The organism is Sphingobium sp. OAS761, from assembly GCF_024168485.1.
Lineage (GTDB): Bacteria > Pseudomonadota > Alphaproteobacteria > Sphingomonadales > Sphingomonadaceae > Sphingobium.
Window position 1 is genome coordinate 1 of sequence record NZ_JALJVY010000016.1, and the last position, 26,288, is coordinate 26,288.

At 63.6% G+C, this 26,288-nt stretch carries 29 protein-coding genes; 20 read left to right on the top strand and 9 right to left on the bottom strand.

Annotated features, from left to right (window positions below; translation table 11 throughout):
* The first annotated feature begins 180 nt into the window (after positions 1–180).
* Positions 181–549 (top strand): hypothetical protein, encoded by a 369-nt coding sequence (locus J3E64_RS18330; RefSeq protein ID WP_253344492.1) that lies wholly within the window; start codon positions 181–183, stop codon positions 547–549.
* A gap of 68 nt (positions 550–617) precedes the next feature.
* On the opposite strand, the gene J3E64_RS18335 is transcribed toward J3E64_RS18330, so the two are convergent.
* The 3 genes from J3E64_RS18335 to J3E64_RS18345 form a co-directional block, all read right to left on the bottom strand.
* Positions 618–1,283, bottom strand: a complete 666-nt coding sequence (locus tag J3E64_RS18335; RefSeq protein WP_253344493.1) for a DNA methyltransferase — start codon at positions 1,281–1,283, stop codon at positions 618–620.
* Positions 1,280–1,489 (bottom strand): hypothetical protein, encoded by a 210-nt coding sequence (locus J3E64_RS18340; RefSeq protein WP_253344494.1) that lies wholly within the window; start codon positions 1,487–1,489, stop codon positions 1,280–1,282. Before J3E64_RS18340 ends, J3E64_RS18335 begins: the two co-directional genes overlap by 4 nt.
* Before the next feature lie 238 nt (positions 1,490–1,727).
* Entirely contained in the window at positions 1,728–2,294 is a 567-nt protein-coding gene (locus J3E64_RS18345; RefSeq protein ID WP_253344495.1) for a tyrosine-type recombinase/integrase, read from the bottom strand.
* 281 nt (positions 2,295–2,575) lie between these two features.
* On the opposite strand from J3E64_RS18345, the gene J3E64_RS18350 reads away from it, so the two are divergent.
* The 3 genes from J3E64_RS18350 to J3E64_RS18360 all read left to right on the top strand — a co-directional run bounded on the left by J3E64_RS18350 (position 2,576) and on the right by J3E64_RS18360 (position 4,469).
* Positions 2,576–3,568: a restriction endonuclease gene (locus tag J3E64_RS18350; protein ID WP_253344496.1), complete on the top strand. Its 993-nt coding sequence runs from the start codon at positions 2,576–2,578 to the stop codon at positions 3,566–3,568.
* 233 nt (positions 3,569–3,801) lie between these two features.
* Positions 3,802–4,185 carry a hypothetical protein gene (locus J3E64_RS18355; protein ID WP_253344497.1) on the top strand — a complete coding sequence of 128 codons (384 nt, stop codon included), beginning with the start codon at positions 3,802–3,804 and terminating at the stop codon, positions 4,183–4,185.
* A gap of 47 nt (positions 4,186–4,232) precedes the next feature.
* Positions 4,233–4,469, top strand: a complete 237-nt coding sequence (locus tag J3E64_RS18360; protein ID WP_253344498.1) for a hypothetical protein — start codon at positions 4,233–4,235, stop codon at positions 4,467–4,469.
* A gap of 10 nt (positions 4,470–4,479) precedes the next feature.
* Here J3E64_RS18360 and J3E64_RS18365 read toward each other — a convergent pair whose 3' ends face one another.
* Positions 4,480–5,454, bottom strand: coding sequence for a hypothetical protein (locus tag J3E64_RS18365; protein ID WP_253344499.1), 975 nt, complete (start codon positions 5,452–5,454; stop codon positions 4,480–4,482).
* A 199-nt stretch (positions 5,455–5,653) separates the two neighbouring features.
* Between J3E64_RS18365 and J3E64_RS18370 the strand changes: the two genes are divergently transcribed.
* The gene (locus tag J3E64_RS18370; protein ID WP_253344500.1) at positions 5,654–5,977 is read left to right on the top strand and encodes a hypothetical protein; all 324 of its coding nucleotides are present in this window, start codon (positions 5,654–5,656) and stop codon (positions 5,975–5,977) included.
* Between the two features lie 197 nt (positions 5,978–6,174).
* On the top strand, positions 6,175–6,630 hold the full coding sequence (locus J3E64_RS18375; RefSeq protein WP_253344501.1) for a MucR family transcriptional regulator: 456 nt from the start codon (positions 6,175–6,177) through the stop codon (positions 6,628–6,630).
* 5 nt (positions 6,631–6,635) lie between these two features.
* Here J3E64_RS18375 and J3E64_RS18380 read toward each other — a convergent pair whose 3' ends face one another.
* The 3 genes from J3E64_RS18380 to J3E64_RS18390 all read right to left on the bottom strand — a co-directional run bounded on the left by J3E64_RS18380 (position 6,636) and on the right by J3E64_RS18390 (position 9,778).
* The gene (locus J3E64_RS18380) at positions 6,636–8,180 is read right to left on the bottom strand and encodes a relaxase (protein WP_253344502.1); all 1,545 of its coding nucleotides are present in this window, start codon (positions 8,178–8,180) and stop codon (positions 6,636–6,638) included.
* The gene (locus J3E64_RS18385) at positions 8,177–8,557 is read right to left on the bottom strand and encodes a hypothetical protein (protein WP_253344503.1); all 381 of its coding nucleotides are present in this window, start codon (positions 8,555–8,557) and stop codon (positions 8,177–8,179) included. Before J3E64_RS18385 ends, J3E64_RS18380 begins: the two co-directional genes overlap by 4 nt.
* A gap of 252 nt (positions 8,558–8,809) precedes the next feature.
* Positions 8,810–9,778 (bottom strand): magnesium and cobalt transport protein CorA, encoded by a 969-nt coding sequence (locus J3E64_RS18390; protein WP_253344504.1) that lies wholly within the window; start codon positions 9,776–9,778, stop codon positions 8,810–8,812.
* 225 nt (positions 9,779–10,003) lie between these two features.
* On the opposite strand from J3E64_RS18390, the gene J3E64_RS18395 reads away from it, so the two are divergent.
* The 9 genes from J3E64_RS18395 to J3E64_RS18435 all read left to right on the top strand — a co-directional run bounded on the left by J3E64_RS18395 (position 10,004) and on the right by J3E64_RS18435 (position 19,325).
* Entirely contained in the window at positions 10,004–10,534 is a 531-nt protein-coding gene (locus J3E64_RS18395) for a hypothetical protein (protein ID WP_253344617.1), read from the top strand.
* Between the two features lie 176 nt (positions 10,535–10,710).
* Entirely contained in the window at positions 10,711–11,421 is a 711-nt protein-coding gene (locus tag J3E64_RS18400) for a response regulator transcription factor (protein ID WP_253344505.1), read from the top strand.
* 160 nt (positions 11,422–11,581) lie between these two features.
* On the top strand, positions 11,582–12,280 hold the full coding sequence (locus tag J3E64_RS18405) for a carbonic anhydrase (RefSeq protein WP_253344506.1): 699 nt from the start codon (positions 11,582–11,584) through the stop codon (positions 12,278–12,280).
* A gap of 3 nt (positions 12,281–12,283) precedes the next feature.
* The gene (locus J3E64_RS18410) at positions 12,284–13,780 is read left to right on the top strand and encodes a SulP family inorganic anion transporter (RefSeq protein WP_253344507.1); all 1,497 of its coding nucleotides are present in this window, start codon (positions 12,284–12,286) and stop codon (positions 13,778–13,780) included.
* Between the two features lie 288 nt (positions 13,781–14,068).
* Positions 14,069–14,899, top strand: coding sequence for a TorF family putative porin (locus J3E64_RS18415; protein ID WP_253344508.1), 831 nt, complete (start codon positions 14,069–14,071; stop codon positions 14,897–14,899).
* A gap of 191 nt (positions 14,900–15,090) precedes the next feature.
* A complete protein-coding gene (locus J3E64_RS18420) occupies positions 15,091–15,801 on the top strand; it encodes a response regulator (protein WP_253344509.1) in 711 nt (236 codons plus the stop codon).
* Complete coding sequence (locus J3E64_RS18425; protein WP_253344510.1) at positions 15,798–17,120, top strand: ATP-binding protein; 1,323 nt, start codon at positions 15,798–15,800, stop codon at positions 17,118–17,120. The genes J3E64_RS18420 and J3E64_RS18425 overlap by 4 nt, the downstream gene beginning before the upstream one ends.
* A gap of 286 nt (positions 17,121–17,406) precedes the next feature.
* Positions 17,407–17,775, top strand: coding sequence for a BlaI/MecI/CopY family transcriptional regulator (locus tag J3E64_RS18430; RefSeq protein ID WP_253344511.1), 369 nt, complete (start codon positions 17,407–17,409; stop codon positions 17,773–17,775).
* Positions 17,772–19,325: a M56 family metallopeptidase gene (locus J3E64_RS18435; protein WP_253344512.1), complete on the top strand. Its 1,554-nt coding sequence runs from the start codon at positions 17,772–17,774 to the stop codon at positions 19,323–19,325. Before J3E64_RS18430 ends, J3E64_RS18435 begins: the two co-directional genes overlap by 4 nt.
* Before the next feature lie 39 nt (positions 19,326–19,364).
* On the opposite strand, the gene J3E64_RS18440 is transcribed toward J3E64_RS18435, so the two are convergent.
* A complete protein-coding gene (locus J3E64_RS18440) occupies positions 19,365–20,141 on the bottom strand; it encodes a DUF4019 domain-containing protein (protein WP_253344513.1) in 777 nt (258 codons plus the stop codon).
* Between the two features lie 349 nt (positions 20,142–20,490).
* Between J3E64_RS18440 and J3E64_RS18445 the strand changes: the two genes are divergently transcribed.
* Positions 20,491–22,359, top strand: a complete 1,869-nt coding sequence (locus tag J3E64_RS18445; RefSeq protein WP_253344514.1) for an ABC-F family ATP-binding cassette domain-containing protein — start codon at positions 20,491–20,493, stop codon at positions 22,357–22,359.
* A 23-nt stretch (positions 22,360–22,382) separates the two neighbouring features.
* Here J3E64_RS18445 and J3E64_RS18450 read toward each other — a convergent pair whose 3' ends face one another.
* Complete coding sequence (locus J3E64_RS18450; protein ID WP_253344515.1) at positions 22,383–22,745, bottom strand: hypothetical protein; 363 nt, start codon at positions 22,743–22,745, stop codon at positions 22,383–22,385.
* 114 nt (positions 22,746–22,859) lie between these two features.
* On the opposite strand from J3E64_RS18450, the gene J3E64_RS18455 reads away from it, so the two are divergent.
* The 4 genes from J3E64_RS18455 (at position 22,860) to J3E64_RS18470 (ending at position 26,268) form a co-directional block, all read left to right on the top strand.
* Positions 22,860–23,675: a universal stress protein gene (locus tag J3E64_RS18455; protein WP_253344516.1), complete on the top strand. Its 816-nt coding sequence runs from the start codon at positions 22,860–22,862 to the stop codon at positions 23,673–23,675.
* 20 nt (positions 23,676–23,695) lie between these two features.
* The gene (locus tag J3E64_RS18460) at positions 23,696–24,844 is read left to right on the top strand and encodes a sensor histidine kinase (protein ID WP_253344517.1); all 1,149 of its coding nucleotides are present in this window, start codon (positions 23,696–23,698) and stop codon (positions 24,842–24,844) included.
* On the top strand, positions 24,841–25,452 hold the full coding sequence (fixJ, locus tag J3E64_RS18465; protein ID WP_253344518.1) for a response regulator FixJ: 612 nt from the start codon (positions 24,841–24,843) through the stop codon (positions 25,450–25,452). Before J3E64_RS18460 ends, fixJ begins: the two co-directional genes overlap by 4 nt.
* Before the next feature lie 72 nt (positions 25,453–25,524).
* Positions 25,525–26,268 (top strand): Crp/Fnr family transcriptional regulator, encoded by a 744-nt coding sequence (locus J3E64_RS18470; protein ID WP_253344520.1) that lies wholly within the window; start codon positions 25,525–25,527, stop codon positions 26,266–26,268.
* Positions 26,269–26,288: the final 20 nt, after the last annotated feature.

Here is a 26,288-nt window from a genome sequence, read left to right on the forward strand (position 1 = left end):
CACCCGCTACGATCGCTGCGCGCACACCTTCATGTCCGCTATCTGCATCGCCGCAACCGTCATCTTCTGGCTCGATCAATGAGTCCTGAGCCTAGCTGGAAGTGGAGGAATTCCGGTGGTCCGAAGGCCTTCAGGATCGACATACTTAAGTAGCTTTCCTCCATCGCGAAGGATAACGCGATGGGCAATTTTGTTAAGTTGGAATGTGCCGCAGTCTTGCTGAGCGCCGAGTTCAAACAGACTTTGGCAAAGCGGTTGGTGGAAGATGAATTGTCCCGGATGGGGAGCTTCATCTTCCTGATGAGCCGGATACTCGACTTCGTGGAAAGAGGCGGAAAGATCGTGAACGAATATGGCGCTGCGATCTACATCCACCCAGATATCGTCGAAGAAGCCTATGCCTATGAGCTGTCGTTCAGTTGGACAACAGACATCAAGGTTTTTGCGAAGCGGAAGCCGCGACGTGGAAGCCGGGGTTCGCACCTTCTGAGACTTCAGCTCTGGGATGCGGCATACAAAATTGAAGGTAGGCCGATCACGGCTGAGTAAACGAAAAGGTGAGCGGGGCCGGGAAACCGGCCCCGCCATCGCATCGGCGGCGATGGCTTGGTGGAAGCCTATGCTGCTTCCTCCATTTCGCCCGCGAGCCGACTGCTGGCGATGCGATGATGGTTGGGATCAAGTTCGATCCCGAGCCAATCGCGGCCTTGTTGCTGGGCAGCGACAAGCGACGATCCTGATCCGCAAAACGGATCGAGGATGATGCCGCTTTGCGGGCAGAAGCTCTCGATGAGAGGCGTGAGCGCCGCGACTGGTTTCTGCGTAGGGTGTAGGCGATTGCCAGTATATGGCATGTCGATGACATCGCCGATAACTCTTCTTGATAGCATATCCGGCCTGCCCTTGGCCAGGAGGTAGGCATTTTCATGATGGCGGGCGAGATACCCGCGCGACGACGCATAGCGTTTGCGAAACACGATATGGCCGACCATGCGAAAGCCCGCCTTGGCCCATGCCGCCGAAAAGCGGTCGATGCTGTTCCAGCCGTAGAAGCTGACGGTGAAGCTATTGCATTTCAGCAGGCGATACATCTCCGCATAGGCTGGCTCGATCCAATCGGCATTGTCGTCATTGAGAACCTGCCTGCCGCTGCGGTCGCGATAGCGCGTCACATAGGGCGGATCGGTGAGGATGAAATCGACGCCCCGGCTGGGCAGGGTTCGCATCGCGTTCAGGCAATCGCCATGGATGATACTGTTCCGGGGCAAGGTGAAGGGGGTCATTGCGGACCCCCATTGCCTTCGCTGATGGCGCGCATGACGATCCGCCCGTTGAGCGGCACCATGCTGAGGCTGATCGCGAAGCCCTGCTGGTCACGGTGCGGCCAAGCGGCACCGATCGCGGTCCAGATGCTGCTCTCGCCTTGGCCGAGGACGTGATAGAGCCGGTATTCGGGATGGCGGTGGTTGTTGCTGTTTTCTGTCGTCATTTGGTCTTCTCCTTTTCGATGCCGCACCATTGCGGCTTCATGGGGAGAGGATCAGGCGACGGTCGGAAGGCGGACTGTCCACGCCGCGCCAGCGCCCGTTAGGGGCAAGCTGCACAAGGAGCATAGCGACGCGGAAGCGCAGCGCGTTGACGGCCCGCCGGACCGTGCCACGCTCCCCGAATGATTGCCGCTGATGGTGTTTGCCGGGATCGACCGGAGAAGCTGGCCTACAGAAACGTCACCACATCCGCTCGGCGAATTCCCGCTCTTCGACCCCTACTGCATCAAGGTAGATAGCTGTCGTCACGCCGGATGCATGACCCAGCCATTTCTGGATGAGATTGGGCGGCACCGAACTGCCTGCTGCACGAATGCCGAATCCGTGCCGAAGTCCTTTGGCGGTCGCCATCGGGCCATGAATGCCTGCGGTAAACATGACGCTCTTCACCTGCCGCCATGCGGTCGAACGGTGCATGACGAAGATGCGGCCATTGGCGTGACCGGGCAACGCCATCAGCATGGCGATCAATCGCCTCGGAATTGGCACCATACGAAAGCGCAGCCTGCGGCGTTTCAGGGTGCGGATGGTCAATGCGCCGCGCTCATGGTCGATCTGATCGCGCGACAGATTCAGCGCCTCGGATATCCGGCAACCGGAATAGGCCAGCACATAGCAAAGTGCCCGCACCTCGTTACCCATCTGATCGGCGGCTTGAAGGAAGCGTTTGCGTTCGGCTCCGTTGACATATTTGCGGCGGCCAGCCTCGTCATAGGGCTGCCAATCGCCGACCTGCATATGCGACATGAACCATCATCCCCGATTCGCAACAAAATCGGCAATAGGGTTGCGCCGATTTTTTCGAATGAGATCTCGGCGCTTGGCCTGATACCTTCCGTGAGAATTTCGGGTATCATCCTCGGGTTGTCGCCTCTAACAGGTTAGCAAGTGCCGTCGCTCTTCGGTACGCGAGACACATTGTCGCCGAACTATATATAGAATGCGATCTGAACATGGATGCTCAAGTTCAACGACATCCAAACGATTCTGATACCTGTGCTGTAGCATCAGATATAAGGTGCCTATTGATGGACGTGGATGATCCAATTGTAGTATATCAGGATTTTGTCGAACTGACCTGTAGCGATGAAGATGGGAACTGCGATGTTTCTGCGTCTCTCGCGGATCAGCGAAGGAACGGACACCGTTTTAGAAAACCACGGACTTCCAAAGGTTTCGACTACATAGGCACGTCTGATCAGCATCAGATCCTTTTAGATGAAATGGACTACAACTTTACGAGGCGTCACTCGTTCGGCCAGCTTGCTGTATTCACCCACTGCCCGCATTGCAAAAAACCGTTGTCGAGTACGACACACCGGCACACTGAAGGGTTTCGAGATATTTATATTTCGCGGTGTGCCAATTGCGGTTGGTGGGAAACCGAACATACGCTGCTTGATCAATATGACGACTATGGCCTTCGATGCGGTATCAAGTCGTTTCAACGCCGAGCGGTGCTAAAGTCCTTTGCCGTATCATCTTCTGCCGTACCTGTCGAAAATCTTTGTGAATATTTGGCCAGTAACCCGGACAAGCTAGAGAAAGTCGATCCAGGCAAGCTGGAGGAACTGGTTGGACACGTTTTTCGAGAAACGCATCACTGCGATGTTCGATATGTTGGTGGCCCCAACGACCGAGGAATCGATCTCTATCTCGTCAAAGGCGATGATGAGATGGCGGTGCAGGTAAAACGCAGGGCAATCCGTCGGGGTGGCGAGCCAGTCAGCAGTGTCAGGGAGTTTGTTGGCGCTATGGTGATTGAGCAAATGCTCAGCGGAATATTTGTCACCACAGGAACATTCAGCCCCTTCGCAAGGGTGGCCGCGAGCCGAGCGATGGACAGCGAGGTAATAGAGCAAATTCAACTGATCGACGGCAAGCTTCTGATTGAAATGTGCGAACTGGGCCGACCAGCGGAGTTCGACATATTGACCTTCCCCGTTGCGGACATCGAGTTCAATCTTTCAGTCTACAATTCAGCGGTTGCAATTCCAGTGAGGGGGCAGAGCGCAAATTGAACTCAGTCGCTTCCGCTTTATGTTTAAGGTCTATGAAGTGCCTCGGGCGGACACAGCTTATGATATGGCCTCTTCAATAAGTTATTGAAAAATAATAACTTCTGTTGCAACACTTTTGCCGATAGTGTTGCACAGAGCTATTTTCCGCGTGAACCAATCACGGGGAAATGGCCATGTTTTGGGGCATCTTTCGGCAGAATGCCGGGCTTTCGCATCGGGTGATTTGCACTGCGATGCTGGCGGCAGCCACCACCATGCCCGCAACCGCGCAGCCAGCGTCCAATAGCCAAGTCAATATCTCCATCAGCGATGCGCGTAAGATCGGGCCGAATTCTGTCCGCTTCTCGGCGGCGCAATTGAGCCGCAACGCACCGACCGTCATTCTGTTCGGCGCGACAACGCCAAGCTGGCACAAGGTGCGGGCTGCGATGCAGGAGGCCGTTGCGCAGGGCTACCAGATCAATTGCGTGTTCATGGGTCCGACGAGTGAACCGCCGTCCTTGGAGATTTACGCCAAGGGCCATCACGTCACCAATCCGATCGATCTGAACGAAATCAGCGGGCCGGAAATCACCCGTCTCGTGCGCGATGTCTGGCGAGAATATTACGCCGGATAGTCTGTCTTCGCGCGGCGGATCGCGCCGCGCATGTCAGGGGAAGCAGCATGGCCGAAGACCCAAAAACGAAAGCCCACAATGAGCGGATGCGCCAACAGCGCATTGCCGAGGAGCAGGCACGCGAGAAGCGTCGGAGGAAGGAAGCCGATGAACATATGCAACGGCAAATCCGCCTTTCCAGTGAAGCTCAACGAACCACGGGAAAGACGGAAGGCTGCGCGGTTCTGTTCTTCGCCATGATGGGCGCGCCGTTGGCAGCGGTGGCGTTCAAATGGATCGCATGATGACCAACGATCAGCCCGGCTTCGGCGCTGTCGGCAAAGGCCGGGTTGGATCGGAATCGTCCAACTCCCAACCTACAACCGATCCGTCCTTGACGGTCTCCCCGGTTCCCGTCGCTGCCGCGCGCGTATAGGCCGCGCTGTCTGCCTTAGCCGGTGCAAGCTCGGCTGAGGCGACGGCATCTGCCGCAACGATCTTGGCGCGTTGCATGTCGGTCTGGTAGGCCGCCTCGCCCAACTGCTGCGCACCCAATACCGACACGGCACGGCGTTCGGCCTTGATGCGCGCTTCTTCGGTGTCGGCGTTCTCGATATCCTTCTTGGCTTCGATGACATCGTCACGCTCGGCAACCACGTCGCCGCGACGCTTCATGCGGCTATTCCATTCGGTATCGAGATCGCCATCTTCGCGGCTGAGATCGGCGCGGCGTTTGGCCAGTTCGGCCATATCCATGCGCGATACCTCGTCGGACGATAGCCCGGCCTGTTGTGCAAGTCGGGCATGTGCCGGGTTGTTGGGATCATATTTGCCCATGCGCTTGAGGCGCGCGATCTCGTCCATGGCTTCCAGCGTTTCGCCGATCTGCTCGCGGCGAAGGCGGATTTCTTCCAAGCGCTGGTCGATGGCTTCCAACTCTGCATTGAGCGCGGCCAATCGGCGGTCGAGCGCCTCGTGCAGATCAGCCAGAAACTGGCGCTGTTCGTCCTGTTCCTTGCGCTGTTGTTTTTCGATCCGTTCAGCGCGGACTTTCGCCTGCGCGCCCGTCAGCAGGAAATTGGGATTGGCGGCATCGTCGTCGCCATTGTCGAGGAACGTCATACCGAGTTGATGGCGTTCAAATTCGCTGCCCTGCAGGGCAGTTGATTCACGCAGTGAATCAACTGAGAAAAATGCGCTGGAAAGCTGGCCGCCCGCATCGCGCGGCGGTCGGTAATCGTTCGGGACGGCGGCCTTGATCCGCTCGATGTCGGCAGGGTCGAACCCCATGCACCCTCGCTTGGCCCGGTTGTTCTGTTTGTTCTGGCCCACAACCATGATAGGCGGAAATCCGTTAGGAAAGGGTTAACAAATCCCTAATTCCGGTCGTTCCGGGGCCTATCCCCCCGGAGAGCCTGCCCGCAGCGGCTATTCTCCCGGCCATGGCAAGCCGACCGGCTTCGCTCTGGCGCATAGGGAGACAAGGGATATGTTCGGGCAAAACAAGGGCTTTGGTAACGGGAGCAGCGGCGGCGGCAATCCGACGAACTGGATCATCAAAGGGTTGTCAATCACCGTTGCGATCGGCCTCACCTTCGTGTTCACGCCGCAAATCCACGGCGCGACCGTGGATTGGGCGATCGGCTATATGGAAGCGAATTATGGTTCGTGGATGGTGGCGATCGGCTGGTTCTTCTGGTGGATCATCGTCGCGATGGGAACCTTCCTGTTCAGCGCGCTTATGGTGATGCTGGCCCTGATGGGCGGCGAATTCCTGCTCTTCACGATCGGCAGCGGCGGCGGCAGGCGATAGCGCCGCCCGCCAGGAAAGAAGGAGGCAGTTACAGGGGCCGCGCAGAAGATGCGCGGCCCCTGTTTTACATCCGTTTTGGATGCATGTTGAGTTTCCCTGCTTTGAATAATAGAAACGCGATCAGCCATGAAAATCCTTCATCGCGGGTCGAGTCTTGGGCCACGAATGCCCAATTCCACAAAAGCAGGAAATCAAACATGAGTGATGAAACCCTGATCACGCTGACAGCCGATATTGTCGCGGCGCATGTATCGAACAACAGCGTTGCGATATCGGAATTGCCCAATCTGATCGCGAGCATCCATGCCGCTCTGTCTGGTCTTGGAACGCCAGTCGCCGAAGAGGCCCCAATACAGGAACCGGCTGTTTCGATACGGTCGAGCATCAAGCCTGATTACATCGTCTGTCTGGAAGACGGCAAGAAGCTGAAAATGCTCAAGCGTCACCTGATGACCCATTATCAGATGACCCCGGAAGATTATCGCGCCAAGTGGAAACTGCCCGCCGATTATCCGATGGTCGCGCCCAATTATGCCGCGCAGCGCAAGGAACTGGCGCTCAAGATCGGTCTGGGCCGCAAGACGGGCCAGAAGGCGAAAGCCCCCGCCAAGCCCCGCGCCACGCGCCAGCCCAAGGCGACGGTCGAAGCCTGATCTTTTTACAGGTCGATGTCGGGGCCGCGATCCACAGGGTCGCGGCCCTTATTCTGTTCGAGCCATTTCACGCGCTCGTTGAAGTCGGGCGTGAGATCGGGCCGGGTCTGTTCGACATCCTGCCGCGTCGGGCGCTGCTGCTGCTCGAACAGCCATGAGAGGCGATCATCGTCGCGCGCCGGATCGGCCTGCCGTGTGGTCGATTGCTGGCTGGCCAGCCATTGCTCGCGCTCCTGATCCTTGATGCGCTGCTGCTGTTCCAGCCAGTCGCGGCGATCATCCTGTTCGCGGCGCTGCTGGGCTTCGAGCCATGCGCGCCGGGCATCGCGCTGCTCGCTGCGGTCGGCGGCAAGCTGTGCCGCCAAATCGCGGTGCAGTTCTGCGACACGGTCGCCATGCTCTTTGCGGACATCGACGATGCGCTGTTGAAGCTGGCGGCGTTCAGCAAGCTGGGCATCGATCAGCCGCTGGCGCTGGTCGCGGTCGCGCTGGAGCGCGGCCCATGCCTCGCGCTCATTCTGTTCGCGAAGCTTCGCATAGCGACCCGTGATGCGGTCCATCAGCCCGGCAAGGCCATGGCGCATCCGTTCGGCGCGTTCGCGCTGTTCGGTGTCGTGGCGCTGTTTGAGACCAGCATCCATGCGCTGGCGTTCAGCGGCATGATCGCCCTTCATCGCCATGCGCTGCGCATCGAGCGGTGCAAGCTGCTCGGCCTTTTGCCTGTCGGCTTCGCCGATCACCTTGTGCAAGGTCGGCGCAATGTTTTGCGCGACATGGGCGCGGGTATCGTCGAGGCTGCGCAGATCGTCAGCGCTGCCGAGCCGTTCGCGCACATCCTTGGTTTTCTTGTCGAGCAACCGGGATAGCGCGATGACCTCGCCGCGCCAGGTCATCGCGACATGGCTGCGCCGGTCGCCCTTGGCGAGATAGAGGCCGCGCGCTTCCAGCGCCTCCTCGAACGCCTCGCGGCTGTCAGAGATCGCCCATGCTTCCTTGGCCATCATCTTCAGTTGTTTGGGGTCGATCCCTTCGCGCTTGGCCTGCTGATAAAGCGACAAATCGAAATTGCGCGGATCGCGCTCGGCCTTGTCGATATAGCCCTTCGGCAGTTTCCAGCCCTGTTCGAGATAGATGTCCTTGGAGATTTCCATGAGCCGCTGCTTGTAGAATGGCAGCGGGATGACGGTCATCCGCTCGGCATCGATGCGCGACCAGACGGCATGGGCATGTCGTCTGCCTTCCTTCTCATGGAAGATCACGACGCGGGGCTGATCCTTGAGGCCGACAGACAGTTCGATGTCGTCGATGGCCTTTTCGAACACCGCCACATCGACGCTTTCCTCCTGCGGCGGCGACAGCGAAACGGAGAATAATGTCTGGCGGGATTTCACGCCCTGATCCATCGCCTGCTGTTCGCGCATGGCGGCCATGACATCGTGGCCCATGAAGCCGCGTACATCATGTTCTTCGATCTGGTCGTTGTCGCGGTCGTTGAGCAGATGCCGCGCCAGCGCCGTGGGGTTGCCGCGTGTCGATGCCTTGATGATCATAGGGCACCTCCCGCGTCGAGACCCAGCGCCCGCATCAGCATCCGGCGCATGTCGGCCAGATCGTGGCAGGCGTGGCGCAGATCGGCTTCGGTTTCCGGGGTGACGGGAAGCGAGCCGCTATTGGCGGCCTTGGCGAGTTGGTTGATGTTGGAGGACAGGCGCGACTGGCCCAGCAAGGCCATAAGCTGCGAAAGCAATATATGGTCGCGCACCGGAGCCTTGCCGCGTGTGCGTGGCGGTGGGCGGTCGGGATCGAACAAGCGCCACTTTATATATGCGCCCAGAGACATGCCCGCCGCGTCGCGCTCAAGGCGCGCGCGTTCGTCACGCGAGAGCCGCAGCGAAAGCGGCGCATCGCGTTTTTTCTGATCAGGCATGGGTCACGACAAACAAAAGCGCACCATAACCGCGTGAGGGAACACGCGAGCATGATGCGCCGGGTTGAAACGAAGATTGGGGGTTTACAGAATCAATTAATATCCATCATAGGCCGGGCGGTTCTGGCCCTTCCATAGCTGGCAAATCTTCCATTGCGTCCAGCGGGATAGTGGACAATAATTGGTTCCAGTCTGCCAAGGTCGAGAACAACTGGTTCAAAGTTTCTCCTTCAAGGCGCACCATTTTTCGCTCTACAGCCAGCCGAGCTTCCGGAAACGCCAGTGGAGCAGGCTGCACAGCAAGACGATCACGCCCAGCACGACGAAATAGCCGTAATGCGTCCGCAGTTCGGGCATATAGTCGAAATTCATTCCATAAATGCCCGCGATCGCGGTCGGCACCGCCAGGATCGCTGCCCATGCCGCCAGTTGCCGGGTGATATCGCCGGTCCGCTGCTGTTCCAGCAAATTGCTCGATTCGAACACGCTCGCCAATATCTCGCGCAGGTCCGACACCATCGTCTCTACCCGGCGCACATGGTCGCGCACGTCGCTGAAATAGGGGCGGGCGTCCGCATCGATGCAGGGCATCTCGACCTTGACGAATTTCGTCGCAACTTCGTGCATCGGCCCCAACATGCGCTGGAACGCGATCAGTTGCCGCCGCAGCGCGAAGATGCGGGTGATTTCCTCGCGCGCCAGGAAATGGTCGATCATCCGCTGCTCCATGCCCAGCGCCTCGGCCTCTATCCCTTCGATGATGGGCAGATAGCCGTCGACGATAAAGTCGAGGATCGCGTGCAGCACGTAATCGACGCCCAGTGCCAGCCGTTGCGGCACTTGCTCCAGCTCTTGGCGCAGCGTGACATGGGCGCGCGCCGATCCGTGGCGGACGGTAATGATATGGTTGCGCCCGACGAAGACGGCGGTCTCGCCATAGGCGATGCTCTCTCCCTCGACGCGGGCGGTGCGTGCGACCACGAACAGGTCGTCGCCGAACTGATCGACCTTGGGCAGCTGGTTGGCCTTGATCGCATCCTCCACCGCCAGCGGGTGCAGGTGCCACGTCCGCTGGAGCGTGCGCATCTCCTCCTCGGTCGGGTCGCAAACGCCGATCCAGACGAATTCCGACGCATCGTCGGCGCAGTCCACCCTTTCATCGATCGCTACCGGGCGCACGCGCACGCCGTTGCGGTAGAGGAAGGCGGCGACGACGGTCATGCTGTTCTCCGATGCGGGATTCGCGGCGCGGATTAGCAGATTCCGGGTGTCCCGTCGCCGTTTGCGCCCGCCCCGTTCGTCCTGCCGGTCGTGCGGTTGGAGGGATTTTTTCCGGGCGCGCTGGCATATGACTTCGCCCTGACATAGTTGCACGCGACAGGGGGGCATCGGAATGGCGGACGACGCATGTCGGCCGGCGTTCGAACGGAGCCTTTTCGCGTGACTGTGCTGGCCATTGATTTCGAGGCATCCTGCCTTCCCCGCCACGGGCGCTCCTTTCCCATAGAGGTCGGCCTGGCCAGCGATCGCTGGACGCGGAGCTGGCTGATCCGTCCGCATGCGGACTGGTCCGATGGACACTGGACGGCCGAGGCGGAGGCGCTGCATGGCATCGACCGGGCGACCATCGAGCGGGAAGGGATGCCCGCCGACGTCGTGCTCGCCGAACTGGCGCAGACCGCCGGCGAAGCGCGCATCGTCGCCGACAGCCGGCTCGACCAATATTGGCTGGAGCAACTGGCCGCCGCGGCGCGTCGACCGCCGCCCTTCGCGATCCATCATGTTGCGCTGATCCTGGAGGAAAGCGGCACGGACGAAGCGGGGATCGTCGCGGCCGTTGCTGCCGCCGACCGGCGTTGCCCGCAGCGCCATCGCGCCGGCAGCGATGCGCTGTGGCTGGCAACGCTGATGGCCCACCTGCCTGCCGGCCCGCGCCATGTCGCACCCGTGCGGGAGCCGGCGCTGGGAGCGGCCTGACCGGCTCCGGCACGGCAGCAACAATTTGTAACGCTTGGCCAATCTCGCAGACACCGATCGGGCCTAAGTCCTGCGCGGCATGATCCCCTTCGCCGCAGAGATTTTCGCATGACATTGGGCAGCCGCGCAGGCCGGGCCGTGCGCCTGCGGCGCCATGCGTGGTGCAAGGATTGCCGATGAGCGCCCCCCTCATTCTGGTTGCCGAAACCCAGCCCGACATCCGGCAGGCCACCCGCGACTATCTGGAGCGCAGCGGCTTTCGCGTGATGCCCGCCACGACCGGACAGGACGTGTTCGAGGCGCTGGGCAGCCTGCCCATCGGGGTGATCGTGCTGGATTCGGCCCTGCGCGCGGCCGACGGCATGGATCTGTGCCGCGATGTGCGCGAACGCAGCGACGTGCCGGTGATCCTGGTTGGCGCCGACAGTTCGGAGGTCGATCGCGTCATCGCCCTGGAACTGGGCGCGGACGATTATATGGGCAAGCCCTATTCGGGCCGGGAACTGGCCGCCCGCCTGCGCGCCGTGCTGCGGCGGGGGCGGGGCGAGCGCGTGCTCGGCCTTCGGCGCCAGACGGAAGCCTGGTTCGACGGATGGAAGGTCGACTTCGCCCGGCGGGAGGTTGTCGATCCCGACGGCGCGTCGGTCACGCTGACCTCCGCCGAATTCACCCTGCTTGCGGTGCTGCTGGATCACCCCCAGGCGGTGATCGCGCGCGGGCGGCTGATGGAACTGGCGGGTATTCGCGATACGCCCTCGTCGGACCGCAGCGTCGATGTCCTGGTCAGCCGCCTGCGCCGCAAGCTCGGCCACGCCGGCCGTGGCGCGCCCATCGTCACCGTGCGCGGCAGCGGCTACATGTTCAGCGCAATGGTCGACCGGCGCTGATCGTCCGGACTTGTTTCCCCTTATATTATCGGCACATGGTCGTTCGCGGCCCAGACATATAATTTTACAGAACCGCTGCACCGCAGCAAAGACGCATCCCTATCTTTCTCCATCTAACCGGTCCGTCGCGCGACCGGCTTTATGGAAGGAAAGAGAAGCCATGAACGAGCTCATCGGTCGTGTGTTCAGCTTCGAAAAGCACGTCTATCCGAACAAGAACACCCTCTACAGCAAGCTGGCCAGCGAAGGGCAGAGCCCCAAGACGCTGATGATTTCCTGCGCCGATTCCCGCATCGTGCCGGAACATATCATGCAGGCCGAACCGGGCGACCTGTTCGTCTGCCGCAATGCAGGTAACATCGTGCCGCCCCACGCCACCCAGAATGGCGGCGTCACGTCCACCGTCGAATATGCCGTGATGGTGCTGGGCGTCACCGACATCATCGTGTGCGGCCACAGTGACTGCGGCGCGATGAAGGCGCTGTCGACGGAAGCCGACCTGTCGGCCATGCCCAACGTTGCCGCCTGGCTGCGCCACAGTCACGCCGCGCAGAAGGTGTGCCGCGATCATTATCCCGATACGATGACCGACGCCGAACGGCTGCGGACCATGGCGCTGGAAAATATCGTCGCCCAGCTTGCTCATCTGCGCACGCACCCGTCGGTCGCGTCTGGCATCGCCAGCGGCACCATCGCGCTGCATGGCTGGTATGTCGACATCCATGCCGGGCAGGTGCTGGGCCTGGACGGCGACACCGGGCGCTTCGTCATCCTGCGCGAAGATGCGCCGCTGCCCGTCGCGCTGCCGCATGCGCGCCGTCTGGCCGGTGATGTCGTCTACGCCGAAGCCGCGGAGTAAATCATGCTGAAGGCATTTTCCGGCGGCAATTTCAGCCGCGACTTCACGGCGTCCATCGTCGTCTTCCTGGTGGCGATGCCCCTTTGCATGGGCATTGCCATCGCGTCCGGCGTGCCGCCGGAAAAAGGCCTGATCACAGGCATCATCGGCGGTATCGTCGTCGGTCTGCTGGCGGGTTCGCCGCTTCAGGTCAGTGGCCCGGCTGCCGGTCTTGCCGTCATCGTATTCGAAATTGTGCGCGAACAGGGGCTCTCGGCGCTCGGCCCGATCCTCATCCTCGCCGGCGCGATCCAGGTGATCGCGGGCCTGGCGCGGGTGGGCGGCTGGTTCCGCGCCATTTCCCCGGCGGTGGTGCACGGAATGCTGGCGGGCATCGGCGTACTGATCGTCGTCGGCCAGTTCCATGTCCTGTTCGACGACAAACCGCTGTCCAGCGGCCTCGCCAACCTGATCGCGATGCCGGGTCAGCTGTTCGGCCTTACCAACCAGGACGCGGCGACGGCCTTCGCGATCGGCCTCGTCACCATATTGGGGATGCTCGGCTGGGAAAAATTCCGTCCCGCCTCGATGAAGCTGGTGCCCGGCGCGCTGGTGGGGGTCGTGCTGGCGACGCTGGTCGCCTTCGCGCTCGGCCTGCCGGTGGCCCGCGTGGCCGTGCCGGAATCGATCATGGCCGCAATCACGCCGCCCGAGGCCGGGCTGGTGGCCCAGTTGCTCAACCCCACGGTCATCACCACCGCGATCGCCATCGCCTTCATCGCCAGCGCGGAAACATTGTTGTCGGCGGCGGCGGTCGACCGCATGCATGATGGCGTGCGGACCAATTATAACCGGGAACTCAGCGCCCAGGGCGTGGGCAATCTGCTGTGCGGCTTTGCCGGCGCGCTGCCGATGACGGGTGTCATCGTCCGGTCGTCGGCGAACGTTCAGGCCGGTGCCCGGACGCGCCTGTCGGCCATCCTGCACGGTATATGGATACTCGGCTTCGTCGCGCTGCTGCCCTGGCTGCTGCGGGAAATTCCGATGGCGGCGTTGGCGGGCATCCTGGTCATCACCGGCGTCCGTCTGGTCAGCGTCGCGCATGTGAAGCATCTCTTCCACCGCTATGGCGCCTTGCCCGCCATCGTCTGGGCGGCGACGCTGATCTGCGTTGTGGCTACGGACCTTCTGACCGGCGTGCTGGTCGGGATCGGCCTGTCACTGCTGGAACTGCTGCCGCACGCCCGGAAGCTGGGCTTGCGGGTCGAGGAGGAGAGCCGTGACGAAGCGCATGAGCTGGCGCTGCGCGGCACGGCGACCTTCTTGAACCTGCCGGGCCTGTCGGCCAGGCTGGAATCCATCCCGGCGGCCAAGCTGGTGATCCTGAATGTCGAACGGCTCGGCCATATCGACCATACTTGCGCGGAAATGCTGCGCGAATGGGTCGACCGGCGCCGGGGCTCGGGCGCGCGCGTCGAACTGTTTGGCGCCACGGGACGCATGCACCGGCTCGCCGCCTGATCGACCTGCACCCGGTCTGAAATTGAAGCCGCCGCACGGATATCGTGCGGCGGCTTTTTAATGATCTGGCCGATGATCAGAAATATAACAGAAACATTCATTGCCGCCATAGCAATAAAGCGTGCCTCCCATGCCACAACAGGGGACTTCTCTTCGCAGTTGCGGGAAAAGCGGTTTCGTATCTTTTCTGGAACGCATAGGCGGTAGGCATCCGCCGGACACCGAAGCCATTAACATGAGACTGCCGGGTTCGCGGACGCAGGAAGGAACATTCTTTCTCAAAGGGGAATGTTCATGAAGTATCAAATCGCCTGTGCCGCTCTCGCGCTGATGTCCAGCGCGCCGGCATTCGCCCAGGAAGAGGCCACCGGCCCCGTCACCGTGTCGGGCAGCGTTGCTCTGGTGTCGGACTATCGCTTCCGCGGCGTGTCCATGACGGACAAGGGCATGGCCGTTCAGGGCGGCGTATCGGTCAGCCATGAATCGGGCGCCTATGCCGGTGTGTGGGGTTCCAACCTGTCGGGCTGGGGCACGTTCGGTGGCGCCAACATGGAACTGGATCTCAACGCCGGTTACGCGGTCGACCTGGGCGGCGCGACGCTCGACGTCGGGCTCGTCTGGTACATGTATCCCAGCGGCCTCGACACCACGGATTTCGCCGAACCCTATATCAAGCTGTCGGGCGACGTCGGCCCCGTCAGCGCGCTGGTCGGCGTGGCCTACGCGCCCAAGCAGGAAGCGCTCGGCAAGACGTGCAGCGACGCCGCCTGCACCGTGTTCCGCCCCGGCAAGAAGAACGACAACCTCTACCTGTGGGGCGACGTCAGCAGCGCGATCCCCAATACGCCCGTCACTGTGAAGGCGCATATGGGCTGGTCGAAGGGCAATTCCGGCCTGGGTCCGAACGGTACGTCGCTGGCCCCCACCGGCAAGTATCTCGACTGGCTGGTCGGCGCGGACGTCGCCGTTCCCGGCACGCCGCTGACGCTGGGCATCGCCTATGTCGATACCGACATCGCGCGGGTCGAGGAAAACTACATCCGCCCCAATTTCTCGGCCGCGGACGGCTCTTCGATCGCGCGCGGGCAGGTGGTCTTCTCGCTGTCGGCCTCCTTCTGATGTTCAGGCGACCGGGCCATGTGCGGCCCGGTCGCGCCATCATGTCCGGGCCGATGCCAATGGCTTGCTGTTCCATGACAAATTGTTGCCAATCGGCAAGTTTGATCCGACAACCATAGCGCCGCATTGACCGGCATCGCGGGCGATCCTATCTCGCCTTGCATAATGATCCCAGCCGCTTTCCTTTCCGCATGACCGCTCCTTCCATCATTCTGGTAGAGGACGATCCCCCGCTGCGGACGCTGACGGCGCGCGCGCTTCAGGAACATGGCTATCAGGTGCGTCCCGCATCGTCCGGCCCCGAAATGTGGGTGGCGTTCGATGCCGGTCCGGTCGACCTGGTGGTTCTCGACGTCATGCTGCCGGGCACGAACGGCATCGACCTTTGCCGTCAGATCCGTCGTCGCAGTGACGTGCCGATCATCTTCATCAGCGCCAAGGGCAGCGAGACCGACCGGATCGTCGGGCTGGAACTGGGCGCCGACGACTATCTTCCCAAGCCGTTCGGTACGCGCGAACTGATCGCGCGCATTCGCGCCATATTGCGCCGGGTCGGGCTGGAGCGCGGCCCCGACGACCAGCGCGAGAGCGAGGCGCGGTTCGACGGGTGGGTGGTCAATTTCCCGCGTCGCGAATTGCGTTCGCCCACCGGCGCCATCGTCGACCTGACCGGCGCGGAATTCGACCTGCTCGGCTCCTTCCTGGGCCATCCGCAGCGCGTGATCGCGCGCGAGCGGCTCATCGAACTGTCGCGCACGCGGATGGGCGACAGTTCCGACCGCAGCATCGACGTGCTGGTCAGCCGCCTGCGGCGCAAGCTGTCGCTGGCGGACCGGCCGGCGCCCATCACCACGGTGCGCGGTGTCGGCTACATGTTCAACGCGGAAGTCAGCCGCGCTTGACCCGGCATGTGCGCGGATCGCTGGGGCTTGTCGGCCGTATCTTTGCGATCCTGCTGCTGACGGTCACGCTGGAATTCGCGGTCGGCACCCTGATCTACGAGCGCGCCAGCCAGGTGTCGCTTCAGGATGACGAGGCACGCCGGCTGGCCGAGCATCTGGTCATCGCCCGGCGGCTTCTGGTCCAAGCGCCGCGCGACGAACGGCCCGCGCTCAGCCTGCAACTCACGACCGATCGCTACGACGTCCACTGGTCCGCCACGGCGCCGCCGCCGTCGCCCCTGTCGGCGGGGCTGGAACGGACGCGCCAGCAGATACTGGACTGGGAACCGGGGCTGTCGGATTCGCGCCTGTGGCTGCGGCTGTCGGCGTCCGGCCGCCACGCTGAAATAAACGGCGGGCTGCAATTGCGCGACGGCAGCTGGGTTTATTTCGGCATGACCCATCATGCCGGGAGATGGGCGTTCGCCATTGGCCGGATGGGGCTGGCCCTGATCCCGGTGATGGCGCTGGTGCTGATCGGCGGCGTCATGATCCGGCGCACTTTGGGGCCATTACGCGACCTGACGCGCGCGACCGAGCAGATCGGCCTGGGGCGCGAGGTCATCGTGCCGGAAGCCGGCTCGAACGATGTGCGGGACCTGATCCGCGCTTTCAACGCGATGCAGGCCCGCATCCACGGGCTGATCGACGAACGGACGGAAACGCTGGCGGCGGTCGGCCACGACCTGCGCACGCCGATCGCGCGGCTGCGGCTGCGGCTGGAGGAGGTGCGCGAAGCCGATGTGCGGGGCGCGATGGACACCGACCTCGACGAAATGGCGGCGATGCTGGAATCGCTGCTCGCCTTCCTGGGCGGGGAGCGGGATCCCGAACCGCCGGTGCGCATCGACCTGGCCGTGGCGATCGCGACCCTGGTGGACGGTTTTCAGGATCGTGGCGCAGATGTGCGCTATGATGGGCCGGATCATCTTGAAATGTCCGGCCGGCCGGTCACCCTGCGCCGCGCGATCGGCAACCTCATAGAAAACGCGCTGCATTATGGCGGCTGCGCGCGCGTCTCGCTTGCCGCGCTGGAGGATCGCATCGCGATCCGTGTCGACGACGACGGGCCCGGCATCCCGGCCGACCGCATTGACGAGGTGATGCGGCCCTTCTTTCGTCTCGACGCGGCACGGGGCCGCAATACCCGTGGGCTGGGCCTCGGCCTCGCCATCGTGCAGAAGGCGGTGGCGCTGGAAGGTGGCCGGTTCACCTTGGGCAATCGCGCGGAAGGCGGGTTGCGCGCCGAAATCAGCCTGGCGGCATCGGCGGAGACCTGAGAATTTTCGGGTGTCGGGGCAACGGGTGGGGGAAGAGCGGAGACCGGCTCCTCCCCCGTGACGTTGATCAAAGGGAACGCCATCTAATTCGCAAACGGCGTGCCATTCCGGAAAAGGCACCCGATCCCGCGCGATCTTAAGGTTAAGGCCCATGGCCCCGACGCGCCATGTGTCAAATATACCGACATTTTCGGTGCCTCCGCTCCCGCCTTCCGGCTGTTGACTACAGCCGTAATCGATGCGATTACAGATGTAGTTGAAACCGAATCGGCAACGGAACGTCCAGGTGAGCGAGAAGATCAGCGAAGCGGAACTGGTGGTGATGGAGGCGCTGTGGGAACAGGCGCCGCTGACCGCCAGCGACGTGGCCGACCGGGTGGCCGCCGCCCGTGACTGGAGCGTGCAGACGGTCAAGACCCTGTTGTCCCGCCTGATGGCGAAGGATGCGATCGTGGCGGATCAGGACGGGCGCCGCTTCCTGTATCGCCCGCACATCACGCGCGACGATTATGTCGCCGGCGAATCCGGGCGGCTGGTGAACCGGCTGTTCGGCGGTCGCATATCGCCGCTGGTCGCGCGGCTGGCGGAGCAGGATCAGTTGACGGCGGAAGATATCGCCGCTCTGGAGGATATTCTGAAAGGGCTGAAATCATGAGCGTCTGGCTTGCCGAAACGCTGATCGCCAGCACCCTGCTGATGGCGGTCGTGATGCTGCTGCGGCGCCCGGTCGCGCGCTGGCTGGGCGCAGGCGCGGCCTATTGGCTCTGGCTCCTGCCTTTCGTCCGGATGCTGTTGCCCGCCCTGCCGACCGAGGTCGCCGACCCGTCGCCGCTGCATATCGCCGTGGACCAGTCCGGCCTGCCCGCGATGCTGGAAGCGGCGCCGGTCGCCGGTGGAGCCGCCCCGCCGGCCGCCAGCCTGCCCTGGATGGAAATCGGTCTTGCCATCTGGCTTGTCGGCATGCTGGCCTTTCTGCTGGTGCAGGCTGTCGGCTATGTCCGTTTTCGCCGCCTGATGCTGGCCGACGCGACCGCGCTGGGGCAGGAGGGGCGGATCCATATCGTTACCAGTCCGCACGCCAGCGGTCCGCTCGCCTTCGGTATCTTCCGCCCCTATATCTGCCTGCCCGTCGACTTCGCGCTGCGCTGGGACGTGCAGGAACAGGACATGGCGATCGCCCATGAACGCGCCCATCATGAACGCGGAGACCTGGCCGCCAACATGGTCGCGCTGCTGCTGCTGGCCGTCCACTGGTGCAATCCCGTCGCCTGGATCGCCTATCGCGCCTACCGCGCCGATCAGGAAACCGCCTGTGACGCTCGCGTGCTGTCGCTCTACGGCCGGGATCAGGCCCATGCCTATGGCCGCGCCATATTGAAGGCGGCGGGCGGGCGCCAGTTCGCCGCCGCCTGTCATCTCACACGTCTGACGACGCTCAAGGGGAGGCTTAAAATGCTTTCGAGCCACGAAACATCGCTGCACCGTATCAGTTGGGCCATGGCCGCCGTTGCGCTGGTTACCGCCACCGGCCTGGCGCTCACCGCTTCGGGCAGCCGCGCCGCGCAGCAAATGGCGGCGATCACCGAAAAGGTGCAGGGCGCCGATCTGGGCCGCCTTACCGATCTGGTCGCCGCGCCGGCCATCGCCAGCGTCGACACGGCCGACGCCGTGCCGGCCGTGCCCGCCGCGCCGCTGCCGCCGGCAACGCGCGCTTCGACCGACCCGGTCGTGCCGCCCGCTCCGCCGGAACCGCCGCTGCCGCCGGCCCCCACGGCAGACATGGTTCCGCCGGTCCCGCCCGTCCCGCCGGCGCCGCAGGTCAGCGTGCGCAGCGGCAAGGGGCGGATCAGCGTCACCTATCCCGATGGTCGCGTCGAAAACCATCGCATCCCGACCGACGCGGAGATCGAGCGCATGATCCCGGTGGTAGACGTGCGGGAAGGCTGCGACGGCGATCAGGTCACCAGCCATCGCGAAACAGTGGATCGCAATGGCCGCCGGCATATCCGCGTCCGCATCTGCCAGACCGCCATCGAAGCGCGGGCCCGTCAGGCCGAACGCGCGGGCCGCATGGGCGCCCGCGTCGGGCTCGTCGCCGCGCGCGCCCAGATCGCCGCCGTTCCCATGCCGGCCGAAGCGCGCGCCGAGGCGTTGCGCGATATTGACGAGGAAATCGCCCGGATCGATCGCGGCGAGGAAGATTGAGCCGAGCGGGGCGGCGTTTCCACACCGCCCCCGGCCCGCTCATTCGATGGTGACGCCGACCACCCGCCATTGCTGCGCCTCGCGCTCCAGCGTGACAGTTTCCACCGCGTCGGCCTTGTTGGAAAATTGCGTTCGGAACTTCACCACCTGATAGCCGGCAGGCGGCGCGGGCAGGTCCTGCTGGCTGATGAGTATGCGGGACGTCACCGTCCCCAGCGGAGGCCGCACCTCTTCCGACACCCGCGCCCACGTCTGTGCGCTGTTTAGCTTTCGGAATGACGATCCGGTCTCGCGGTAGCTTTCATCCCACCGCCCCTGATCCACCAGCGCCAGCCATCGCCGGGCCGTGTCCACGACCGGGGTTTCCACAATCGACCGTGCGACGGCGGGCGCCGGGGGCGCGGTGACGTCGGTCAGGGCGGCGAATGCCAGAAGGCCAAGGGTCAGGGTCATGAGTGCGGCTCCGATGATGATCCGGGTAGGGCGATGTGGTCGCCCCGCGCCGACAGTCGGCGCACTGTCCTGATCCGCCCGGCGGACCGCGCCGTCGCCCCCGATTTCCGTGTCCCCCAAGGAATCGGGGGCGGGGCTTCCCTTTTCGCCGCCTTCCGCCTCCAGCAGCAGGCGGGCCGCCTCGCGGCTGCTCGACACCGCCATCTTGCGCCGCGCATCGCGCAGCCGTTCGTTGATCGTATGAACCGAAAGTCCCAGGTCGCGCGCGATCGATTTCGCATCATGGCCCCGGACCATCAGGCGAAGCGTCTGCTTCTCCTTCTCGGTCAGCGCCGCGCATCCTTCCCTCATCCGCATCGTCATGCCTTCAGCACCTAGGTCGCCGCCGCCATCGCAGCTACCCCGAAAAATTTGTAGGGCGGACGCGTCGCGGTGGCCGCTTCCGTCGGTTTCCGCTGTCCTACACCGTCCCGTCCGTGGCAGGAAACCGGCCGGCTCCTTACAATCGTCCGGCTTCTTCGTCCCGCGCCGCCCTTCGCACCGGCGTGGCCCACTTTGCAAAAATTCTCCTATTGCGAAATCTGCGCCACAGCTTTGTGCCCGCGCTTTTCCGTTGGCCACGACAGTGTGAACTTCACAACCGGACCCGCTTTTGCAAATCGCGCTTTCGACGCCTTCACCACCTCCTGTCGCTCTGCTAGAGGCGGGCGCCATGCTGAATCTGAACGCCATCACCGTGCGCCTGGGCGGCCGCACCATCCTCGACCGCGCCAGCGCCGCGCTGCCGCCGCGCAGCCGCGTCGGCCTGATCGGCCGCAACGGCGCGGGCAAGTCCACGCTGATGAAAGTGATGATCGGTCAGCTCGACCCGGACGAGGGGTCGTGCGACATGCCCCGCGACACGCGCCTTGGCTATATCGCGCAGGAGGCGCCTTCCGGCACCGCGACCCCGTTCGACACCGTGCTCGCCGCCGACAAGGAACGCGCCGCCCTTATGGCGGAGGCGGAACATACCGAAGACCCCGACCGCCTCGGCCATATCTATGAGCGGCTGACGACGATCGACGCCTATACCGCACCCGCCCGCGCCGCCCGTATCCTGGTCGGCCTGGGTTTCGACGAGGAAATGCAGGGCCGCCCGCTCGACAGCTATTCGGGCGGCTGGAAGATGCGCGTGGCGCTCGCCGCGCTGCTGTTTTCCGAACCCGACCTGCTGCTGCTCGACGAACCGTCGAACCACCTCGACCTCGAAGCCACGCTGTGGCTTGAGAATTTCCTGAAGGCCTATCGCGGCACCGTGGTCGTCATCAGCCACGAACGCGACCTGCTGAACAATGTCGTGGATTATATCCTCCACCTCGAAGGCGGGAAGGTGATGCTCTATCCCGGCGGCTATGACGCGTTCGAGCGCCAGCGCGCCGAACGGCTGGCGCAGCAGGAAGCCGCCCGCGCCAAGCAGCAGGCGGAACGGGAAAAGTTGCAGGACTATGTCGCCCGCAACTCGGCCCGTGCCTCGACCGCGAAACAGGCCCAGTCCCGCGCCAAGGCGCTGGCGAGGATGCAGCCCATCGCGGCCGCCATCGAAGACCCGACGCTGCATTTCGGTTTCCCCAGCCCGCCGGAACTGCGCCCGCCGCTCATCACCATGGACATGGCGGCGGTCGGTTATGACGAGACGCCGATCCTCAAGCGCGTCAACCTGCGCATCGACCCCGACGATCGGCTGGCGCTGCTCGGCCGCAACGGTAACGGCAAGACGACGCTGGCCCGACTCATCGCCGCGCAGCTCGCGCCGATGGAAGGGACGATGAACAGCTCGTCGAAGATGAATGTCGGTTACTTCACCCAATATCAGGTGGAGGAACTGGACGTCGCCGACACGCCGCTGGAACATATGACCCGCGTCATGAAGGGCGCGACCCCCGGCGCCGTGCGCGCCCAGCTCGGCCGTTTCGGCTTTTCGGGAGAGCGCGCGACGCAGAAGGTCGGCTCCATGTCGGGCGGCGAGCGCGCCCGTCTTGCGCTGGCCCTCATCACCCGCGACGCGCCGCACCTTCTCATCCTCGACGAGCCGACCAACCATCTCGACGTCGACAGTCGCGAGGCGCTGGTGCAGGCGCTCAACGACTATAGCGGCGCGGTCGTGATCGTCAGCCATGACCGCCACATGATCGAACTGGTCGCCGACCGCCTGGTGCTGGTCGACAATGGCACGGCCCAGCCCTTCGACGGGTCGCTCGACGACTATACCGACATCATCCTGCGCAAGGCGGACGGCAGCGCCGGTGGCGGCGATGCGCCCAGGGTTGACCGCAAAGCGGAAAAGCGCAACGCGGCCGAATGGCGCGAAAGGCAGAAGGCGGCCAAGAATGCGGTCACCAAGGCGGAAAGGGAGATGGCCACACTGGCAGCCGAGCGCAGTCGTATCGATCAGGCGCTGTTCGACCCCAGGGCCGCGACCGGTGCCGAGGCGAAGATGACCACCAGCCAGCTGATGGTGAAGCGCGCCGAGGTCGAAAAGAAGCTGGAAGCCGCCGAGGAGGTCTGGATGGAGGCCAGCGCCGCTCTGGAAGCAGGCTGAAAGGCCCGTTCCGGCAGGACCGTTCAAGCCGTGGCCACGCCCTTCACAAGGAACGGCAGGGTGACGCCATCGGGTTCGGTCAGCGTGATGTAGCTTCCGGGCCGGATCGCATGATCTTCCAGCCGGAACAGTCGCCCGTCATCCTGATCCCCGTCCATGTAGGATAATGCCCAGCCCCTGTCGGTGTGTCGCATGGCGCCGTGCCGATCCGGCTCGTTCGGCCAGAAGCGCCGCACCGTCGCCAGTTCGGCATGGGCGCGATAGGCCTGCTCGTCGATCGTGCCGTCCTCCTTCAGCGGCAGGCGCAACACATAGCTGCGGGCCGCCGACCCCTTCGGAAAGGCGGGTGTTCGGTCGAGTTCCAGGCGTATCGTGGTCCACGTCATGGTGCCATCATCCCGTTTCGGCGTGGCCGGCGCTATAAGGACTATCCCGGATGGAGCGGCGTGCGGTGACGGCGTAGCCCTGATGGCCGACACTGGTTGTCGGGAGACGCTGCGATGAAGACCGTCCTGCTGCATATCCATGATGATCTGGGCGCGGAAAGCCGCTTGCAGGCGGCCTGCGACCTGGCGCGCGCGCGAAACGCGCATGTGCGCTGCGTCCAGGTGTCGCCGATGCCGGATCTCGTCGCGGCCGATGTCTATGGTGGTGCCGGCTACGCGCCAACGCTCGCCGCCGAGATTCATGCGATCGACGACAGCTTCCGCGATCAGGTGGAAGCGAGGCTGGCGCGCGAAGACATCGGCTGGGACTGGGTTCAGTTCGATGGCGACATCGTTTCGGGCCTGTTGTCCGCGGCGCGGCTCGCCGATATTGTGGTCGCCACCCTGCCGGAAGCGGGACGCGCCGACGCCCGTAGCCCCTTGCCGATCGTCCCCGAACTGGCGCTTGGCGGCCGTACGCCCGTGCTGGCCGTGCCGCAGTCCGCACGGTCCTTTCCCGTGGCCGGCCGCGCCCTCGTCGCCTGGGATGGCTCTCCCGAGTCCTGCGCCGCGCTGCGCGCCGCCGTGCCATTGCTTCGGCTGGCCGACGGGGTGGACATCGTAACGGTGGAGGAAGCCGACAAGGCGCGCTTCCCGGCGACGGGGGCACCCGAATATCTCGCCCGCCACGGTGTCGGCGCAGAATTGCATAGCTGGCCGCGTAACGGCCGCGCCGTCGAGGATGCATTGCGCGCGGCCATCGGCGAATTGGCGGCGGACTGGCTGGTCATGGGCGCATTCGGGCACAGCCGGTTGCGCGAGTTCATCTTTGGGGGCGTAACCCGGGCCATGTTGCACAATGCGCGCGTGCCGATCTTGCTGGCGCATTGAAAGGGCGGCATGATCTTCCCATGGCCGTTGCTGATGACGATACCGACGCTCTGACCGACGCCCATAGTCTGGAACAGGCGCTGCTGGGTTCCATCCTGGCGACCGTGCCCGACGCGCTGATCGTGATCGACATGAACGGCCGGATCGTGTCGTTCAGCGCGGCCGCGCAGCATATGTTCCAATATGCCGAAGCGGATGTTCTGGGCGAGAATATCTCCATGCTGATGCCCTCGCCGGATCGGGAGCGTCACGACGGCTATATCGGCCATTATCTGACCACCGGCGAAAAGCGCATCATCGGCATCGGCCGTCTGACCAGCGCGCGCCGGCGCGACGGGTCGGTCTTTCCCATCGAACTGGCGGTGGGGGAGGTCGCCGATCAGGGGCGAAGGCTGTTCACGGGCTTCATTCGCGACCTGACGGAGCGGCAGCAGACCGAACGCCGCGTCGCCGATCTCCAGACGGAGCTGGCGCATGCAGGGCGGGTGACAGCCATGGGCACGCTCGCCTCCGCGCTGGCGCATGAACTCAACCAGCCGTTGACCGCCATCGCCAATTATATGGAGGCCGGTCGCGATCTTCTGGCGGTCGAGGGGCCGGTCGATCGCGAGATGCTGGGAGAAGCGATGGCGGAAAGCGCGGCGCAGGCGCTGCGCGCGGGAGAGATCATCCGGTCGCTGCGGGAATTCATCAAGCGCGGCGAAACCCTGCGGCAGCCCGAACATTTGCGCGGCCTGCTGGCAGAGGGCGCGGCGCTGGCATTCATCGGGATCGACAGCAGCGGCATCGACATGGATGTGAGCGTCGACAAGGGGGTCGGCAAGGTGCTGGTCAACCGGGTCCAGCTTCAGCAGGTCGTCATCAACCTCGTGCGGAACGCAGTCGAGGCGATGCATGCCCGTCCGGTCCGTATCCTGCGATTGTCGGCCGTGCCGACCGATGACGGCAAGGTGGAGGTCGTGGTGGCCGACAGCGGCCCTGGCCTTGACCCCGATATGTCGCGCACGCTGTTCACCCCATTTACGACCACCAAATCGACCGGCATGGGCGTGGGCCTTTCCATCAGCCAGACGATTATCGAAGGCCATGGCGGTCGCATCTGGGCGACGCCCTCACAATGGGGCGGCGCGGCCTTTCACTTCACCCTGGATCGCGTGGACGAGGAATGAGCGAAGCCTATACCATCTATGTCGTGGACGATGACGAGGCGATCCGGCGGTCGCTGTCGTTCCTGCTCAAGACAAGCGGATTTGTTGTCCAGCCGTTCGAGGGCGGGCTCCCTTTCCTGAAAGTGGCGGGGAGACTGGCGTCCGGTTGCGTCCTGCTGGACGTGCGGATGCCCGATATGGACGGGCTGGAGGTGCAGCGTGAATTGCGGGCGCGGGGGGTCATGCTGCCCGTGATCATCATGACCGGCCATGGCGATGTCGACATGGCGGTCGCGGCAATGAAGGCGGGGGCGAGCGACTTCATCGAAAAGCCGTTCGAAAAAGCTGCCCTGCTTGCCTGCATCGAGGCCGCGCGCAGACAGTCGGTCGCCGCGCGGGGCGCCGACGCGCGGGCGCAGGAGGCGCAGGCCCGGCTGAATGTCCTGACCGACCGCGAGCGCGACGTCCTGAACGGACTGATCGACGGATTGCCCAACAAGACCATCGCCTATGACCTGGGGATCAGTCCGCGCACTGTCGAAATCCACCGCGCCAATCTGATGCAGAAGCTGGAAGTGCGCAGCCTGGCGGAAGCGCTGCGCATCGCCTTCCATGCCGGCGTGGAGTAGGGGCTGGCGGCAAGGATCGGGTAGGGACATTTACGGATAGGTTCCTGTCCCCGCCCGGGTCATGGATCGTGCATGAACATGCAATTTGACATGGCGCAAAATGCCGCCCTTCCAACGATGGTCCGTCCCTGCGTCGGCCATAATTGCGAACGTTGCGATGTCCGGGACCGGGCGATCTGTGCCGATCTTTCGGCGTCCGACCGCGACGCGCTGAGCCGGATCGGTCGGCGCGTTTCGCTCAAGGCCGGGCAGACCGTCATGTGGGAAGGCGACGACAATATGGTTGTCGCCAACGTCGTGGAAGGCACCTTGAAGCTGGCGACCTCAACCGGCGACGGACGCGAGCAGATTGTCGGCGTGGTCTATGCGTCCGACTTCATCGGCCGTCCTTTCGGCGCGCGCACGCCGCATAGCGTCACGGCGCTGACCGACGCACGGCTCTGCCTCTTTCCGCGCGGTGCCTTTGACGGATTCGCCCGCGATCATGCAGAATTGCAGCATCGCCTGCTCCAGCGCACGCTGGACGACCTCGACCGCACCCGCGCGTGGATGCTGCTGCTGGGCCGCAAGACGGCGCGCGAGAAGGTCGCGACCTTCCTGCTCGACATGGGACGGCGACTGCGCGCGGATAGAGACGGCGTCATCGATCTGCCCCTGTCCCGTCAGCAGATCGCCGACATATTGGGGATCACCATCGAAACCGTGTCGCGGCAGATGACCGAACTCAAGCGCGGCGGGACGATCGACCTGATCGGGCGGCGCGGCGTGCGGCTGGTCGATATGGCCGAGCTGGAGGCTCTGGCCGAGGCGGGATAGATCCGGGTGCCAGTCGCTCT